General features: G+C 58.4%; 14 protein-coding genes. 5 read left to right on the top strand and 9 right to left on the bottom strand.

Annotated elements, in window-relative coordinates:
* Positions 1 to 2: 2 nt before the first annotated feature.
* The 9 genes from GM668_RS17040 to GM668_RS17000 form a co-directional block, all read right to left on the bottom strand.
* Positions 3 to 638, bottom strand: a complete 636-nt coding sequence (locus GM668_RS17040) for a ubiquinone biosynthesis accessory factor UbiJ (RefSeq protein WP_229499440.1) — start codon at positions 636 to 638, stop codon at positions 3 to 5.
* A gap of 70 nt (positions 639 to 708) precedes the next feature.
* A complete protein-coding gene (locus GM668_RS17035) occupies positions 709 to 1665 on the bottom strand; it encodes a Tim44 domain-containing protein (RefSeq protein ID WP_155440146.1) in 957 nt (318 codons plus the stop codon).
* A 12-nt stretch (positions 1666 to 1677) separates the two neighbouring features.
* On the bottom strand, positions 1678 to 2412 hold the full coding sequence (gene ubiE, locus GM668_RS17030; RefSeq protein ID WP_155440145.1) for a bifunctional demethylmenaquinone methyltransferase/2-methoxy-6-polyprenyl-1,4-benzoquinol methylase UbiE: 735 nt from the start codon (positions 2410 to 2412) through the stop codon (positions 1678 to 1680).
* A gap of 58 nt (positions 2413 to 2470) precedes the next feature.
* Positions 2471 to 2860 carry a response regulator gene (locus tag GM668_RS17025; protein WP_155440144.1) on the bottom strand — a complete coding sequence of 130 codons (390 nt, stop codon included), beginning with the start codon at positions 2858 to 2860 and terminating at the stop codon, positions 2471 to 2473.
* Between the two features lie 10 nt (positions 2861 to 2870).
* Positions 2871 to 5327, bottom strand: a complete 2457-nt coding sequence (locus tag GM668_RS17020) for an ATP-binding protein (RefSeq protein ID WP_155440143.1) — start codon at positions 5325 to 5327, stop codon at positions 2871 to 2873.
* Between the two features lie 98 nt (positions 5328 to 5425).
* Positions 5426 to 5842, bottom strand: a complete 417-nt coding sequence (locus GM668_RS17015) for a gamma-butyrobetaine hydroxylase family protein (RefSeq protein WP_155440142.1) — start codon at positions 5840 to 5842, stop codon at positions 5426 to 5428.
* A 3-nt stretch (positions 5843 to 5845) separates the two neighbouring features.
* Positions 5846 to 6280: an HIT family protein gene (locus tag GM668_RS17010; RefSeq protein ID WP_155440141.1), complete on the bottom strand. Its 435-nt coding sequence runs from the start codon at positions 6278 to 6280 to the stop codon at positions 5846 to 5848.
* Positions 6280 to 10284, bottom strand: a complete 4005-nt coding sequence (locus tag GM668_RS17005) for a DUF3683 domain-containing protein (RefSeq protein ID WP_155440140.1) — start codon at positions 10282 to 10284, stop codon at positions 6280 to 6282. Before GM668_RS17005 ends, GM668_RS17010 begins: the two co-directional genes overlap by 1 nt.
* A 213-nt stretch (positions 10285 to 10497) precedes the next feature.
* A complete protein-coding gene (locus tag GM668_RS17000) occupies positions 10498 to 10992 on the bottom strand; it encodes a YqaA family protein (RefSeq protein ID WP_155440139.1) in 495 nt (164 codons plus the stop codon).
* A gap of 186 nt (positions 10993 to 11178) precedes the next feature.
* Here GM668_RS17000 and ilvA point away from each other — a divergent pair, with 186 nt between their 5' ends.
* The 5 genes from ilvA (at position 11179) to hprK (ending at position 16435) form a co-directional block, all read left to right on the top strand.
* Complete coding sequence (gene ilvA / locus GM668_RS16995) at positions 11179 to 12711, top strand: threonine ammonia-lyase, biosynthetic (RefSeq protein WP_155440138.1); 1533 nt, start codon at positions 11179 to 11181, stop codon at positions 12709 to 12711.
* 132 nt (positions 12712 to 12843) lie between these two features.
* Complete coding sequence (gene queF / locus GM668_RS16990) at positions 12844 to 13677, top strand: NADPH-dependent 7-cyano-7-deazaguanine reductase QueF (RefSeq protein WP_155440137.1); 834 nt, start codon at positions 12844 to 12846, stop codon at positions 13675 to 13677.
* A 356-nt stretch (positions 13678 to 14033) separates the two neighbouring features.
* Entirely contained in the window at positions 14034 to 14546 is a 513-nt protein-coding gene (locus GM668_RS16985; protein ID WP_155440136.1) for a hypothetical protein, read from the top strand.
* 437 nt (positions 14547 to 14983) lie between these two features.
* Positions 14984 to 15466, top strand: a complete 483-nt coding sequence (locus tag GM668_RS16980) for a PTS sugar transporter subunit IIA (protein ID WP_155440195.1) — start codon at positions 14984 to 14986, stop codon at positions 15464 to 15466.
* 33 nt (positions 15467 to 15499) lie between these two features.
* On the top strand, positions 15500 to 16435 hold the full coding sequence (gene hprK / locus GM668_RS16975) for an HPr(Ser) kinase/phosphatase (protein WP_154375133.1): 936 nt from the start codon (positions 15500 to 15502) through the stop codon (positions 16433 to 16435).
* The last annotated feature ends 49 nt before the right edge of the window (positions 16436 to 16484 follow it).

The raw sequence follows: 16484 nt of genomic DNA, 5'->3' as shown, positions 1-16484 counted from the left end.
CCTTAAGCGGCGCCGCGTTGTGCGAGTTTCTTTTCCAGGTTGGCGAGGCGCTTGGCGAAGCGCTCAACGTCATCGCGCAACTTCGTCACATCGGCGCCAAAGCCGTCCGTCACTTCCGGACGCACCAGCACAGGATTTTCTTCCAGCAGATATTCCGCCGTGTTTTCCGCCAGTTTGCGGTTGGTGTTCAGGAAGGCGCTGAACAGCGATTTCGCCCCTTCCACCATGCGCACGGCAGCCACCGGACCAAACATTTTTTCCAGGTCATGTTCCGCTTCCCAGCGCAGCGACTTCACCAGCTGCGAAATCGTGTTGGCGAAATCCGCATCGCCTTCCAGCTGCACATATGAAAACGCGCGGTCGCGGTTTTGCGCAATCAGCGGCAAGTCAGACAGTTTGACTTTGATCGTGACGTTGGCCGGCGCATCGCCTTGCACGGATTCCACGTAACCATCGGTAGTCGCTTGCAGGCGCACCACGACCGGGCTGGCGGCGATGCACGCTATCTTGCCGGCATTCGCCCGCAAGGCATCGCGCGCCCACGGTTCCTGGGCCAGCAAGTGGTTGATGGTGGCGGCGACAGGCGCCAGCGGAGAGGGCAAATTCGGTGGGATCGGCGATGGCATGCGTTCGAACATGGAGGCATTAAAAAACAAAAAACCGCCCGAATAATCGGGCGGTCTCGATCTTACTACAGTAGGCGTGCGATCAAGCCAGTTGCTGGATACCAGCCAGCAGCCAGCCGGCATTGCCGCTGACAGGCTTGACCAGGTTCCACACTTCCTGGAATGGCTCAGCCAGCGCCGTGGGCGACGGCTTGATGGTGCCGTAAAACTTCACGCTGGCCAGGTAATCGCGGCCATCGTTTTCTATGCCCAGCAATTCCGCTTCAATCGTAACGACATCCGTGTAATCAGCCTGGGCGCCGCGCTCCGTGATTTGCATTTTCAGCTCGGCAAAGACTTCCGGCGTCGTGAATTCGCGGATATCGGCCACGTCGCCTTTATCCCACGCCGCTTGCAGGCGGATGAAATTGCTTTTCGCATGGCGCAGGAACGTTGCCGTGTCGAAGTCAGCCGGCACGCCCCACGGGGTGTGCGCGGCTGGCGCGTCGTCCGCCTTGGCCAGGTTCAAGCCGCCGGCGGCTGGCTGAACAGGCTGCAGCGGCGGCAAGTTATAGTCCGGCGCAGGCGACGCAGGCTGTTGCCATGCGTTGTTGCTGAAACCGGCCGGCTGCGGCTGCTGTGGCGACGACTTGCTGCGGATCAAGCGCCAGATCAGCAAGGCGCCGCCCACCAGCAAGGCTATCATCAGCATCGACGAAATCGCGCTGGCCAGCGCGCCGCCCAAACCAAAGTGCGACAGCAGTGCGCCCAGGCCCAGGCCCAGCAGCGCGCCGCCCAGGATCCCCTTCCAGCGGCTCGCAGGCTTAGGCTGCTGTACGGGCGCCGGCGCCGGTGCGGCAACCGGCGAACGGGCCGGCTGCGTAGCCTGGTTGGCTGGCGGCGCGGCGGGCGGCGTCGCCTGGCGCGGCATGTTGCTGACGCTTTGCGACTGGCGGCCAATCGACCGGCCGCCGCCCATCGGACGGGCCAGCGCGTCGCCGATCAGGCTGGCGGCCGACAAGGCCAGCGTCACACTGATCAGAATTTTTTTCATGTTCATGAGGATACCTTCTTACAATTTGATACCGGTGTGCAACGCGGCCACACCCGCCGTCAGGTTGTAATACTGGACCCGCTCCAGGCCCGCATCCTGCATCATGGACTTCAGGGTTTCCTGGTCCGGATGCATGCGGATTGATTCCGCCAGATACCGGTAGCTTTCCGCGTCATTGGCGATTTTCTGGCCCAGCCATGGCAATACCGAGAACGAATACAAGTCGTACGGCTTTTGCAACGGTTCGGCGACTTTGGAAAACTCCAGCACCAGCAATTTGCCGCCCGGTTTCAATACGCGGCGCATTTCCGACAGCGCCACATCCTTGTGCGTCATGTTGCGCAAGCCAAAAGCCACGCTGACGCGGTCAAAGTAATTGTCCGGGAATGGCAATTTCTCTGCGTCACACAGCAACGTGGGGGTCACCAGGCCTTTGTTCAAGAGGCGGTCGCGGCCCACGCGCAGCATGGATTCGTTAATATCGGTCAGCCACACTTCGCCCGTCGGGCCCGCCTGTTTCGCAAAGGCTTTGGCCAGGTCGCCCGTGCCGCCTGCGATATCCAGGCATTTAAAGCCGGGGCGCACGGCAGCATTGGCAATCGTAAAAGTCTTCCACAGACGGTGCAGGCCAGCCGACATCAAGTCATTCATGACGTCGTACTTGGCCGCCACGGAATGGAATACCTTGGCGACTTCCTTGACTTTATCTTCTTCGTTGACGGTTTTGTAGCCGAAATGGGTAGTATTGGTCATAGTGTGGAGCCGGTTGTAGTGCCTGCATTATACAAGCGCCAACGCAGCACTGCCCCTATCAGCTTGCTTCCCGCTCGAACTTGGCCAGCACATCGGCGATCTTTTGCGGAGTATACGGCTTGACGACAAACCCTGCCGCGCCACGATTCATTGCAGAAATGACATTATCGATACCGCTATGGCCACTGACAATCACGTACGCGCAGTCGGGCCGGGCCTGCCGCGCCAGTTCCAGCACTTCCAGCCCGGAGAAGCCCGGCATATCGATGTCAAGAAAGGCCAGCTTCAGCGATGGATCCGTTCCGCGTAGCAAGTCCATGGCTTGCTGGCCATTGGCCGCGTGAACCAGATTGGCATAGCCACAGCTTTTCAAGACCGCTGCCAGCAAATTGCGCATGGCCGATTCATCGTCCGCAATCAGTACGCTGATATGGTTCTTGTCTGCCATGGCTTTCCTTTCACACTGGCTGCGCCATCAGGCGCTGTACTTCATCGAGTTGTTGTATCGCGTCCAGCAGCGCCGCAGCGGCGCCACGATCGCCCGCGACGAAGGCTTTTTCGAGTTCTGCCGCCAGTTCCGTCACGCGGGGGTAGCCAAAGCTTCCCGCGCTGCCTTTGACGACATGGGCCACTTCACGGCCGCTGGCAAAATCTTGCTGCACAATGGCGCCCCGCAGTAATTCCAGCTCTTCCCGCAAACGCGCTTCGAAGTGGCGGCGCATATCATCGTAGCCTTCCAGTTCCGTATATGAAAGCAGCGCCGCCGCACCTGCGTGCGGCAGCATCCCCGCCAGCAGCCGCCCCAGCTCATCAAAATCCACGGGTTTGGCGATGCAAGCCGTGCAGCCAGCCAGTTTGTACCGTTCGCGGTCTTCCGGCATCACATTGGCTGTCAGCGCCACGATGGGAGCGGCAAAGCCCGCGCCGCGCAACAGCTTGGCCGCTTGCACGCCATCCATCGCCGGCATCTGGATATCCATCAGCACCACATCGTAGTGTCCCACCAGCGCCAGCTCAACCGCGCGGGCGCCATCGGGCGCCGTATCCACTTGCAATCCCAGCTGTTCCAGCCATGCACTGATCAGGCGGCGGTTGTCCGGGCCATCTTCCGCCAGCAGTACAGCCCCGCTGAGCTTGGCTAACGGCACCTTCGCCTCGTGCCTGGGGAAGTCCGGCATGGCGGCCAGCCATTGCACATCCGGCGCCGGCGGTGCAGCAATGTCGACTTCAAAAATAGAGCCCTGGCCCGGCGCGCTGTGCACCCGCACCGTGCCTCCCATGCGGACCGCCAGCTGGTGCACCAGGTGCAAACCCAATCCCGTTCCGCCATAGCGCCGCGCTACGGAACTGTCCGCTTGTGAAAACGGCTGGAACAGCCTGGCCTGTTCTTCGTCCGTCATGCCGATGCCCGTATCGGCAACCCGGCATTGCAGCCGTCCCAGCTCCGGCAGGTAATGCAAGGTCAGTTCCACACTGCCCTCTTCCGTGAACTTGACGGCATTGCCGCACAGGTTGAACAGGATTTGCCGCCACCGCGTCGGGTCGCCCATCACGTGGGATGGGAAAGGAAACACTGCGGAAAAATGAAATGCAATGCCCTTGCCATGGGCTTGCGCTGCGATCGTTGGCAATAAGCCATCCACCACTTCCAGCGGGGAATAACGGACGTCTTCCAATATCAGCCGCCCCGCTTCAATCTTGGAAATATCGAGAATATCGTTAATGATCGTCAGCAAGTGCTGGCCATTGCGCACGATGATTTCGCCAGCTTCTGCGCTCTGTTCCCCCTGGGACGGCGTCAGTGTTTCAGCGAAGCCAATGATGGACGTCAGCGGGGTGCGGATTTCATGGCTCATCATGGCGAGAAATTCCGACTTGGCCCGGCTGGCTGCTTCTGCCGCTGTGGCCAGCGCCTGCATCCTGGCCATATCGTGTTCACGCTTGCGCAGCGCCCTTACCAGCCCGGTAAACGCCAGCGCCATTGCCACCGCGCTGGCCATTACCACGCCCGTCAATACTTGCGCATAGCTGCGCCATTGGGCCAGGAATAAGTCTTCCGTCACGGTGATATTGACCACCAGCGGATATTGCCCGACCTGCCGCACGGCGCCCAGGCGCTGCACGCGGTTGCCGCCTTCGGAAAAACGCGGCGCGTCCGTCAGCAGCACGCCTTCCGTCTTGCCCATCTGCTCGATGACCTTGTGTGACGTGCCGGTGCGATTGACTTTTCCCATCAGCGCATCGTCATGCGGCGAGCGCGCCAGCAACATGAAATCGCGCCGGTACAAGGTCACCGACGCGCCATCGCCCAGGCTGATCTTGCGGTAAAAATCGCTGAGGAAAGTACTCGAAAAACCCACCAGCGCCAGCCCCAGGAATTGCCCTTTCGGCCCCATCAGGCGGCGGCTCAAGTAAAAGGTCCATTGCTGGTTGCCCTTGTTGCGCACGGGAGCACTGACAAAGACGCCCAGTTTCGGGTCGTTCAAATGCGCCTTGAAATAATCGCGGTCGGACAAGTTGATGGGGGGCGCCGGATGCTTGCGCGTGAAATTCACCACGTCGCCATTGGCAGCGACGATGGTCACGACCTCGACTTGCGGCAAGCCTTCCACCTTGTCGCGCATGCGCTGGAACGTGGCGGCCGTGCCCATTTGTTCGCGTAATTGTGCATCATTGCTGATGCCGGCTGCCTGCACGGATTCCACGATGCTGCCCAGGATCAGGTAGCCCGACGCGACTTCCTGCGCCGTCTGTTCGGCAATGACCAGCGACAGGTTGGATAAATGGCGCTGCCATTCAGCAATGGATTGTTCGCGCGACGACCACAATGCAAAGCTCAGTGCGCCAAGTATGGCTGCCACAAGGCAGCACCCCAGCAAGATGATCAAACGGCTGGAACGGATGAACTGGCGCATAGGCACACGTTTCAGGGAAACAAGTGCCTACGATAGCATGTTAACTGCTGGACTGTTCAGGACATGATGCCTGCGTCGCATCCACGCAGCACAGGCAATCAGTGCTTGTGGCCGCAGCCGTGGGCTTTCGGCGCGGAAGGCAACACGGTGCCAGGTTCGCGGCCGGAATCGCCTTCGAAACCTGCCGCGTGCAGCTTGTCCATGTAGGCGGACCACAGCTGTTCCTGCTCGGCGCCCAGCTTGTACAGGTAATCCCACGTGTACAGGCCGGAATTGTGGCCATCGGTAAACGTCGGCTTCACTGCATAATTGCCGACCGGGTCCAGCGCCGTCACACCCACGTCGCGCTGGCCCACTTGCAGGATTTCCTGGCCCGGGCCATGGCCTTTGACTTCCGCCGACGGCGAATACACGCGCAGCAACTCAAAGGGGATGTTGAACGAGGCGCCATCATCGAAGGCGACTTCGAGGATGCGGGATTTGCTGTGGACGGTCAGGCCGGTCGGGTTTTTCATGACTTAATTATCGTTAAGGTTGGCAACGATAGCGGCGCGCAATTGCGGCAGCAGGGCACGGCGCGCGGCCAAATCTTGTGGATTCGGCTCGCGCTGGGCCGGGCCCCAGGTCGGTTGAGGGAAATGCACGTCCGTGGCAAAACGGGGAATCACGTGCCAGTGCACGTGCGGCGTCATATTGCCAAAGCTGGCCACATTGATTTTATCGGGCGCCATGACGGCGCGCTGCGCTGCTTCCACTTGCCATACAGCCCACATCACGTGATCGCGTTCGGCAGGTTCGAGGTCCGTCATTTCCTTGACGTGCGCATTCCACACAACACGCGCAAAGCCAGGATAGTTCGGCTCATCGGCCAGCACGACGGACAATTGCGCGTCTTGCCACACCAGCACATCGGCTGGCGGCGCGGATAGCAAATGACACAGGTCGCAAGCCATTACACCAGCACCCGTTCAATACCGCCGTTATTGGCTTGCGCCACATATTCCGGCATCCAGTTCTCGCCCAGCAAGCGCTTGGCGATTTCCACGACGATGTAGTCGGCCGTGGTGCCCGCATCTTCACTGTAGCGCGACACGCCGCCCAGGCAGGCCGGGCAGCTGGTCAACACTTTGACTTCGCCCGTGAAGCCATCGGCGCGCAGCTTGTCCGCGCCTTTGACCATTTCCTGTTCCTTGCGGAAGCGCACCTGCGTCGAGATATCCGGACGGGCCGCCATCAGCGTGCCCGAGTCGCCGCAGCAGCGGTCGTTTTTCTCGATCTTCGTGGCGTCCACGGTGGTAATCAAGCCATTGACCGTTTTCAGCGGATCCTGCATCTTCATCGGCGTGTGGCAAGGGTCGTGGTACATGTAGCGCGTCCCCGCCACGCCTTCCAATTTGACGCCTTTTTCCAGCAAGTATTCATGGATATCCATGATGCGGCAGCCAGGGAAGATCTTGTCGAATTCATAGCCGGCCAGCTGGTCATAGCACGTGCCGCACGATACGACGACCGTCTTGATGTCCAGGTAATTGAGCGTATTGGCCATGCGGTGGAACAGCACGCGGTTGTCCGTCACCATCTTGTCGGCTTTGTCGAAGTCGCCTGCGCCCCGCTGCGGATAACCGCAGCACAGGTAGCCCGGCGGCAGCACGGTTTGCACGCCGACATTCCACAGCATGGCTTGCGTGGCCAGGCCCACTTGCGAGAACAGGCGCTCCGAACCGCAGCCCGGGAAGTAGAACACGGCTTCCGAATCCGCCGTGGTCTTCTTCGGATCGCGGATGATCGGGATGACCTTGTTGTCTTCAATGTCCAGCAAGCCGCGCGCGGTTTTCTTCGGCAAGTTGCCCGGCATCTTTTTGTTGATGAAGTGGATCACCTGTTCCTTGATCGGCGGCTTGCCGACCGTCGGAGGCGGCGCCTTGGTCTGTTCCTTGGCAAACGCCTTCAACACGTCATTGCCCAGACGCTGCGCTTTATAGGCAATCTCCATGCCGGTACGCACAGTATTGATCGTGGTCGGGTCCGTCGTGTTCAGGAAGAACATGGCGGCCTTCTTGCCCGGATTGAAGCTGCGCTTGTCCATCTTGCGCAGCAAATTGCGCATGTTCATCGACACGTCGCCAAAGTCGATATTGACCGGGCACGGCGTTTCGCATTTATGGCAGACCGTGCAGTGGTCCGCCACGTCTTCGAATTCTTCCCAGTGGCGGATCGAAATGCCGCGGCGCGTCTGTTCTTCGTACAGGAACGCTTCAATCAGCGACGACGTGGCCAGGATCTTGTCACGCGGCGAGTACAGCAAGTTCGCGCGCGGCACGTGCGTCGAGCACACGGGTTTGCACTTGCCGCAGCGCAGGCAATCCTTGACGCTGTTGGCAATGGCGCCAATATCGCTTTGCTGCATGATCAGCGATTCGTGGCCCATCAGGCCGAACGATGGCGTGTATGCATTGCGCAAGTCCGCTTCCATGCCAGGCAAGTTCAACAGCTTGCCCTTGTTGAAGCGGCCTTCCGGATCGACGCGTTCCTTGTATTTGCGGAAGTCGCCGATTTCTTCTTCGGTCAGGAATTCCAGCTTCGTGATACCGATGCCGTGCTCGCCCGAAATCACGCCATTGAGCGAACGGGCCAGCACCATGATGCGCGCCACGGCTTTATGCGCCAGTTGCAGCATTTCATAGTGGTCCGAGTTCACCGGCAAGTTCGTGTGCACGTTGCCGTCGCCGGCGTGCATGTGCAGCGCGACAAACACGCGGCCACGCAGCACGCGCTTGTGGATCACGGCGCATTCGTCGAGGATCAGTTTATAGGCGGCGCCATTGAAAATCTGCCGCAGCTGCGCGCGGATTTCCTGCTTCCAGCTGACGCGTACCGTGTGGTCTTGCACCACTTCAAACAGGATGGCGTTCGGCTGGCGCTCCAGGCGCGCATCGAGCGCCGCATCCAGGTGGCCGAGACCCAGCTCGCGCAATTCGTCGCGCAGCGAAGCGACCGGCTGGTCCAGCTTGTCGATAATGGTTTGCCAGCGCTTTTGCACCAGCGCCAGCAACGCTTGCGCCTGCTGCGGGCGGTCGCCCAGCATTTCCGCATCGCCAACCTTGTCGTCGGCCGCATCATCGCTCTTGCCGATCGGCAGATTGCCGGCTTCGAAGAATTCGCGCAGTTCGGCTGCCAATTGCAGCTTGTTGGTGATCGACAGTTCGACGTTGATACGCTCGATGCCGTCCGTGTACTCGCCCATGCGGTTCAGCGGAATCACCACGTCTTCATTGATCTTGAACGCGTTGGTATGTTTCGCAATGGCAGCGGTACGGGCACGGTCCAGCCAGAATTTCTTGCGTGCTTCAGGGCTGACGGCGACAAAGCCTTCACCGACGCGGGTATTGGCCAGGCGCACCACTTCCGATGCGGCCAGCGCCACGGCGTTTTCATCATCGCCGACGATGTCGCCGAACAGCGCCATTTTCGGCAACACGCCGCGCTTGGATTTGGTGGCGTAGCCGACAGCGCGCAGGTAGCGCTCGTCCAAATGCTCGAGGCCCGCGAGACGCAAGGTCTTGAATTCTTCGCCTTTGGCTGGCAAGCCGTCCAGGTAATCCTTGATTTCCACGATCGAAGGAATCGCATCGCGGGCCTGGCCAAAGAATTCCAGGCACACGGTGCGCGTAAATTTCGGCATCTTATGCAAAATCCAGCGCGCCGACGTGATCAAGCCGTCGCAACCTTCTTTCTGGATGCCTGGCAGGCCGGCCAGGAATTTATCGGTCACGTCCTTGCCCAGCCCTTCCTTGCGGAACACGCGGCCGGCGATTTCCAGGATTTCCGTTTTAAATGGGGTACCCTTGGCTTCGCCTTTGGCATTCGGGTGCGTCCACTCCAGCTTGAAGCGGGCCAGCGGCGTATCGTGGATTTTCGACAGGTTGTGGTCCAGGCGTGTGACTTCCAGCCAGTCGCCTTGCGGGTCAACCATCTTCCACGACGCCAGGTTATCCAGCGCCGTGCCCCACAGCACGGCTTTCTTGCCGCCTGCATTCATCGCGATATTGCCGCCGATGCACGACGCGTGGGCCGACGTCGGGTCCACGGCAAACACGAAACCTGCCTTTTCAGCCGCTTCCGACACTTTATTGGTAATGACGCCGGCGCCCGTATAAATCGTCGCGTATTCGCGGTCCACGCCAGGCAGTTGTTCCATCTTCACGGCGCCCATGTCCAGCAGCTTTTCCGTGTTGATGACGGCCGACAGCGGCGTCAATGGAATGGCGCCGCCCGTATAGCCGGTGCCGCCGCCGCGCGGGATGATGGTCAAGCCCAGTTCGATACAGCCTTTAACGAGGCCGGCCATTTCATCTTCCGTGTCCGGCGTGATGACGACAAACGGATATTCCACGCGCCAGTCGGTGGCGTCCGTCACGTGAGAAATACGCTTCATGCCGTCGAAGCAGATATTGTGCTTTTCCGTGTAGCGGCCCAATACCTTGGTGGCGCGCTTGCGCAAGTCATACATTTGGCGGAATTCTTCGCCAAACTTTTCCACGGCCTGGCTGGCGGCTTTCAGCAATTGTTCAACCGCCGCGCTGCGCGACGGATCACCGCCGGCGCCCGCGTCGACGGCCATGCGGCGCTTGTCGACTTCGGCCAGGCGGTGATGCAGCGCATCGATCAATTCCTGGCGGCGCTTCGGGTTGTCCAGCAAGTCATCTTGCAGGTACGGGTTGCGGCGCACGGCCCAGATATCGCCCAGCACTTCATACAGCATGCGGGCCGAGCGGCCCGTCTGGCGCGCCGCGCGCAATTCATCGAGCAAGCGCCAGGAATCTTCGCCCAACAGACGGATCACGATCTCGCGATCGGAAAACGACGTGTAGTTGTAAGGAATTTCACGCAACCGGGTGGGAGCGTGACCATTTGGCGATTCGGCGAGCAATGCTTGGATTTGTGCTGGGGCGTTCATGATGGATGTACTGCAGACAGACCGGATGGCCATTCTAGCCTATTGCGCCGCACCACGCCGGAACAGCCTTAGCCCCGCGAAGGGTAACGTATGCGTCAATTGACCAAAATTAATTTGAAAAACCAGCATCTTACCGCAATTTGATGCCAATTATTAATCCTAGGCAAAACAAGGTTTGCAATAAAGCTATTTAGGCAAAACAGACTAAACCGTTTAGCCGCCCAGCATGTGGGCCAGGGATTTCCACGCGCCGTCCGGAACGTACAGCAAAACCGACGTCATCATGACGTAGCGGAGGAATTTCCCCATTGCCATATATGCAATACAGGGCCAGAACGGCAGCTTTAGCCAGCCGCCCAGCGTGCACAGCGGATCGCCGATGCCCGGCACCCATGACAGCAGCATGGTTTTCGCGCCATACCGGGCCAGCCACGCGAACCAGCGGCTTTCACGCTCTTTCGCAAACGCGCTCTTGGCCTTGTAGCCCATCCAGTAATCGACGGCGCCGCCCAGCGTATTGCCGCCGGTCGCCACGATGATGGCCGGCCAGAACAGTTCAGGATTGGCTTTGATGGTGGCAAATACCGCCGGTTCCGAGCCCAAAGGCAGCAACGTGGCGGAGACAAAACTGACGAGAAAGACGGAAGTCAGGCCGACTTCAGGGGCAGCCAGCAGATTCAGCAGCCAGCGGATGGAGGTTTCAATCATCTTGCCATTATAATGAAATGGCGAATTATCGATTTCGCATATGATTTACCATCCAAGCAGTACATTACCTCATGGGGCAAGCGTTACCCGCGCCGCGCCCGATGCACAGCCTCATCTCGGTTACCCGCCGTTGAAAAGCATGTCCTTGCCTTGCCAGATTGCTGGCTACTACTACCCAAGCAGACTATGACTATCGACTACCTGAAGAAAACCCTGACCGCCCGCGTCTATGACGTGGCCCACGAAACGCCGCTTGAACTGGCGCCGACCCTGTCGCAGCGCTTCCAGAACCGAATTTACTTCAAGCGCGAAGACATGCAGGACGTATTCAGCTTCAAGATTCGCGGCGCCTATAACAAGATGGCGCACCTGAGCGAAGCTCAGCTGAAACGCGGCGTGATTTGCGCTTCCGCAGGCAACCACGCACAGGGTGTCGCACTGTCTGCTGCCAAGATGGGTTGCCGTGCCGTTATCGTGATGCCGACCACCACGCCGCAAGTCAAAGTCGATGCCGTGCGCGCCCGTGGCGGCGCTGGTGTCGAAGTGGTGCTGCATGGCGAGTCGTACACGGACGCGTATAACCACGCGCTGCAACTGGAAAATGAGCAAAAGCTTACGTTTGTCCACCCGTTCGACGATCCGGACGTGATTGCCGGCCAGGGTACGATCGGCATGGAAATCCTGCGCCAGCACGCGGGCCCGATCCACGCGATCTTTGTGCCGATCGGCGGCGGCGGCCTGATTGCCGGTATTGCCGCTTACGTCAAGCAAATCCGCCCGGACATCAAAATCATCGGCGTGCAAACCTTTGATTCCGACGCCATGGGCCGCAGCCTGAAAGCTGGCGAACGCGTGACGTTGCCGGACGTCGGCCTGTTTGCGGACGGCACGGCCGTGCGCCTGTGCGGCCAGGAAACTTTCCGCATTGCGCAACAATTTGTTGACGAAGTCATCATTGTGGATACGGACGCCCTGTGCGCCGCCATCAAGGATGTCTTCACGGATACCCGTTCGATCCTGGAACCGTCCGGCGCACTGTCGATTGCCGGCGCCAAAGCCTATGTGGAACGCGCCGCGCTGACCAAGGAACCGGTCAAGAATGAAACGCTGATTTGCGTGGCCAGCGGCGCCAACATGAATTTCGACCGCCTGCGCTTCGTGGCGGAACGCGCGGAACTGGGTGAAGCCCGTGAAGCCGTGTTTGCCGTGACGTTGCCGGAACAGCGCGGCAGCTTCAAGCGCTTCTGCTCGCTGGTGGGTCCGCGCAACGTGACGGAGTTTAACTACCGTATCAGCGATGCGAATGAAGCGCACGTCTTTGTCGGCGTACAAATTTCCGACCGGGGCGAATCATCGGTCCTGGCCCGCAGTTTTGAAGCCAATGAATTCAAGACACTGGATTTGACGCACGATGAATTGGCGAAATCGCACTTGCGCCACCTGGTGGGCGGCAAGAGCACGCTGGCGCAAGATGAATTGCTGTACCGCTTCGAGTTCCCGGAACGCCCGGGCGCGCTGATGCGCTTCCTGGACAGCATGGCGCCCAACTGGAACATTTCACTGTGCCACTACCGCTCGCAAGGCGGCGACGTGGGCCGCATTTTGATCGGCTTGCAGGTACCGCAAGATGAAATGAGTGAATTCGCCCAATTCCTGGCGGGCCTCGGCTATCGCTACTGGGATGAAAGCGCCAACCCGGTCTATAAGCTGTTCCTGTAAGCCTCGCGACGGGCAGGCTTTGCGGTCCGCCCGTATGCATTTGATTCAAGTTCCCCATCACGCAGACGCATATGCCGCAATGCGGCATATGCGTTACCATTCGTCCTTCGCTCTCAGCTTTTGACGCTTACCATGACCAATACCGCCGACCAGTCCCCGCTGGGGAAATCTTCCGCGTACCGCACGGATTACGCGCCTGAACTGTTGTTTCCCATCCCGCGCCAGGGCAAGCGCGATGAGCTGGGATTGACGGGCACGATGCCGTTCTTCGGCGTCGACATTTGGAATGCTTATGAATTGTCGTGGCTCAACATGCGCGGCAAGCCGCAAGTGGCTGTGGCGAAAATCACCGTGCCGGCGGATTCTCCCAATATTATCGAGTCCAAATCATTCAAGCTGTATTTGAATTCGTTTAATCAAACGAAAATTGCCGACGCCGATGCGTTAAAGATTTTATTGGTGCAGGATTTATCTTCCGCAGTTGGTGCAACGGTCCACGTTACCATTACCGAGCAGCAGGATTTCCACACCTTGGCCATGGGCGAATTGGAAGGCGTGTTATTGGACCGCCTCGATATCGAAGTCGATAATTATTCACCGCAGCCAGAAATATTAAAAGCCAATTTCGACGAACAGCCTGTCGAGGAAGTTTTTATTTCCCATTTATTGAAATCCAATTGCCTGGTGACGGGACAGCCGGATTGGGGCAGCGTACAAATTCAATATTATGGTCCGCAAATTGATCAAGAGAGCTTGCTGAAATACTTGATTGGATTCCGCGAGCATAATGAATTCCACGAACAATGCGTTGAACGCATCTTTACGGACATCCTGCGCCAGTGCAAGCCCCAGCAATTGTCTGTGTATGCGCGCTACACGCGCCGTGGCGGCCTGGATATTAATCCATGGCGCAGCAATTATACGAGCGGCCAAAAGCCATCGAATTTGCGCAACGCCCGCCAGTAAATCCATACACTCATTCAACGCCGCTGCCGGGACCACCACCCCGGCAGCGGCGTTTTTCATTTCAGCCTTCCAATTTAAATATTTTTAATTGGCATATTATTTCGATTTAAAAACAACATATCGAATGTGTCCTGGACATATATTCTTTGCGTGATTTTCTGTGAGAATTCACTGTTTTAACTCAGCAACAAAGTGCTTGAAAAGCGCCGAACTTCGGGAGTACTATCAATTCACCGGCGCAGGTCGAATGCCGGCCGCAATGGCTTTTAAGGCAACATTGCAAATTCTTTGGTAAAACCGCTGGCGTCACTTCGACGCCGTTTTCATCATGGCCACTCTTATTGACAGGGATTCTGATGCTGGTTTCCATTTCTGAAGCTGCCCGCATGGTACGGCGAGGCCGGGCAACGCTGTATCGCGATATCGACCGGGGCCGTTTGCACAAAGCCGTTTCGCCCAATGGCGAATCCGTGCTCGACACAGCGGAATTGATCCGCGTCTACGGTCAATTATTCCTCCACGGAACAAACAACGATGCGCATGGCGCCCCGTTGATTTCATCGCCGGTCAACCTGGACACGCACGGCACGTCGAACTTCCACGACGTACCCAAGGATGACAGCTTGTTCCGTATCATGGAGGAACGCATCCATTCGCTGGAGCGCATCATTGCACTGGAAGCAGAATTGCGGAAAGTCAAAGACCAGGTCACCGATGAAATGCGCTCCCGCCTGGACGATAAAGACCAGCTAATTAAGATGCTGGAAAGTAAAGTCCATGAACTGGAGCACGGCGCGCGGCAAGAACACGGCGACGATACCAGCAAGGAGCCACGTGGCTTCTGGGCCAAGTACGCACGGGGCCGCTAGCACACCCTCCGGCGCAGGAATGTTCCTGCGCCACTCTTGCGGCACAGCCGTGCTGCCTCCATATCCGCTCCATCATTGCATGCAACACTGTCCATTCCACTACCCGGAATGTGTCAGTTTTTAGCGCATGTCTATCCCGCCGTGTATCACCTGCCTCAAAATTGTCTTACAATGAGTCAAGAAGTATTGCAGTTTTCAAAGCTGCTGCCGTTAACTCTAATAGACGTTGAAAAATTGGCGAAACCGCATTCTCTCAGGTAAAAATCTGGCGTTTACGCTGAAAAGTGCGTGCGGAGAGCTCAACCGAGCCAGTTTGTATTTTTAACAATGCTACGGCCTGCGCCGGCGCAAGCGAATTCATGTTACACGGCTGTAAAACAAGCCTATAATTCTGCTCGCATGCCATCTTTGTGCGCCGCACCATTCCACGTCGCGTTATGAATAACCTGAGCAAAATCCTTTCACTCGAAAACGTTCAACTGGACTTAGAAGTGTCCAGCAAGAAGCGCGCTTTCGAGCAAGCCGGTCTGATCTTCGAAAACAATTGCGGCATTGCCCGCTCGACCGTCTCCGACAACCTGTTCGCGCGCGAGCGCCTGGGGTCGACGGGTCTGGGGCATGGCGTGGCGGTTCCGCACGGGCGCATTAAAGGCATGAAGAGCTTGAAGTCGCCGCTGGCGGCATTTGTCCGGCTGGCTGAGCCGATTCCATTTGAGTCGCCCGACGGCAAGCCAGTCAGCCTGCTGTTCTTCCTGTTGATTCCCGACCACGTCACGCAGCAACACTTGGAAATCCTGTCGGAAATCGCGGAAATGTTCTCGGACGACGCGTTCCGCACCGCCCTGGCGACCGATCCCGATCCGCAATCCGTATATTCGCGTATCGTGAATTGGCAACCCACGTTGCAAGCAGCAGGTTAAACTGTCGGGGTTGCCACCCTGAATTGACCAACCATGCTGCAAACGCCACTGACGATCCAACGCCTGTATGACGACAATCGTGAAAGTTTGCAACTGGGGTGGTTTGCCGGGTTTCCCGGCGGCGAACGCCTGATTTCCGGCGACGTCGCCTCTGCCGCCGACCAGGTCGGCCACTTGAATACCATCCACCCGGGCCGTATCCAGGTGTTCGGGCACCAGGAAATCAATTATTACCAGCGCTTGAAATCGCTGACGCGCGCCCACGTGATCGGCGAGCTGATTGCTGGCGGGCCGCCCGCGCTGATCATTGCGCAGGGTTTGGAAACGCCGCCAGACATTCTCGCCATTTGCGACGAGAAAAATATCCCCCTGTTTTCCACGCCGCTGCCTGCCGCCCAGGTGATCGACTTCTTGCGCGTGTACCTGTCGAAGAAGCTGGCGCAGCGCATCATCATGCACGGCGTGTTTATGGACGTGCTGGGTGTGGGGGTATTGATTACCGGCGATTCGGGCCTCGGCAAATCGGAATTGGGCCTGGAATTGATTTCCCGCAGCCACGGCCTGGTGGCGGACGATGCCGTGGAATTTGCCCGCATTGCGCCGAACATGATTGAAGGCCGCTGCCCTGCCCTGCTGCAAAACTTGCTGGAAGTGCGCGGACTGGGCTTGCTGGACATTAAAGCCATCTTTGGCGAAACCGCCGTGCGCCGCAAAATGCGCCTGAAATTGATCGTGCATCTGGTGCGCCGCTCCGCGCTGGAAGAAGAAGTGGAACGCTTGCCATTCCAATTCCCAACGGAAGATGTGCTGGGCTTGCCGATCCGCAAAGTCGTCATCCCCGTGGCAGCCGGCCGCAACATTGCGGTGCTGCTGGAAGCCGCCGTGCGCAATACCATCCTTCAACTGCGCGGCATCGATACCTTACAGGAATTCATGGAGCGCCAGCGCCAGGCGATGTCGGGCGATTAAGTTTCTTGCACCGGTGAGCACTATCAGTAGTCATTGAGGTATTATCAAT

Origin of the sequence: Pseudoduganella ginsengisoli (genome assembly GCF_009720865.1) — a bacterium.
Taxonomy (GTDB): domain Bacteria; phylum Pseudomonadota; class Gammaproteobacteria; order Burkholderiales; family Burkholderiaceae_D; genus Rugamonas; species Rugamonas ginsengisoli.
Note: the sequence above shows the minus strand (reverse complement) of the source record. Positions and strands in the feature narration are given on the sequence as shown.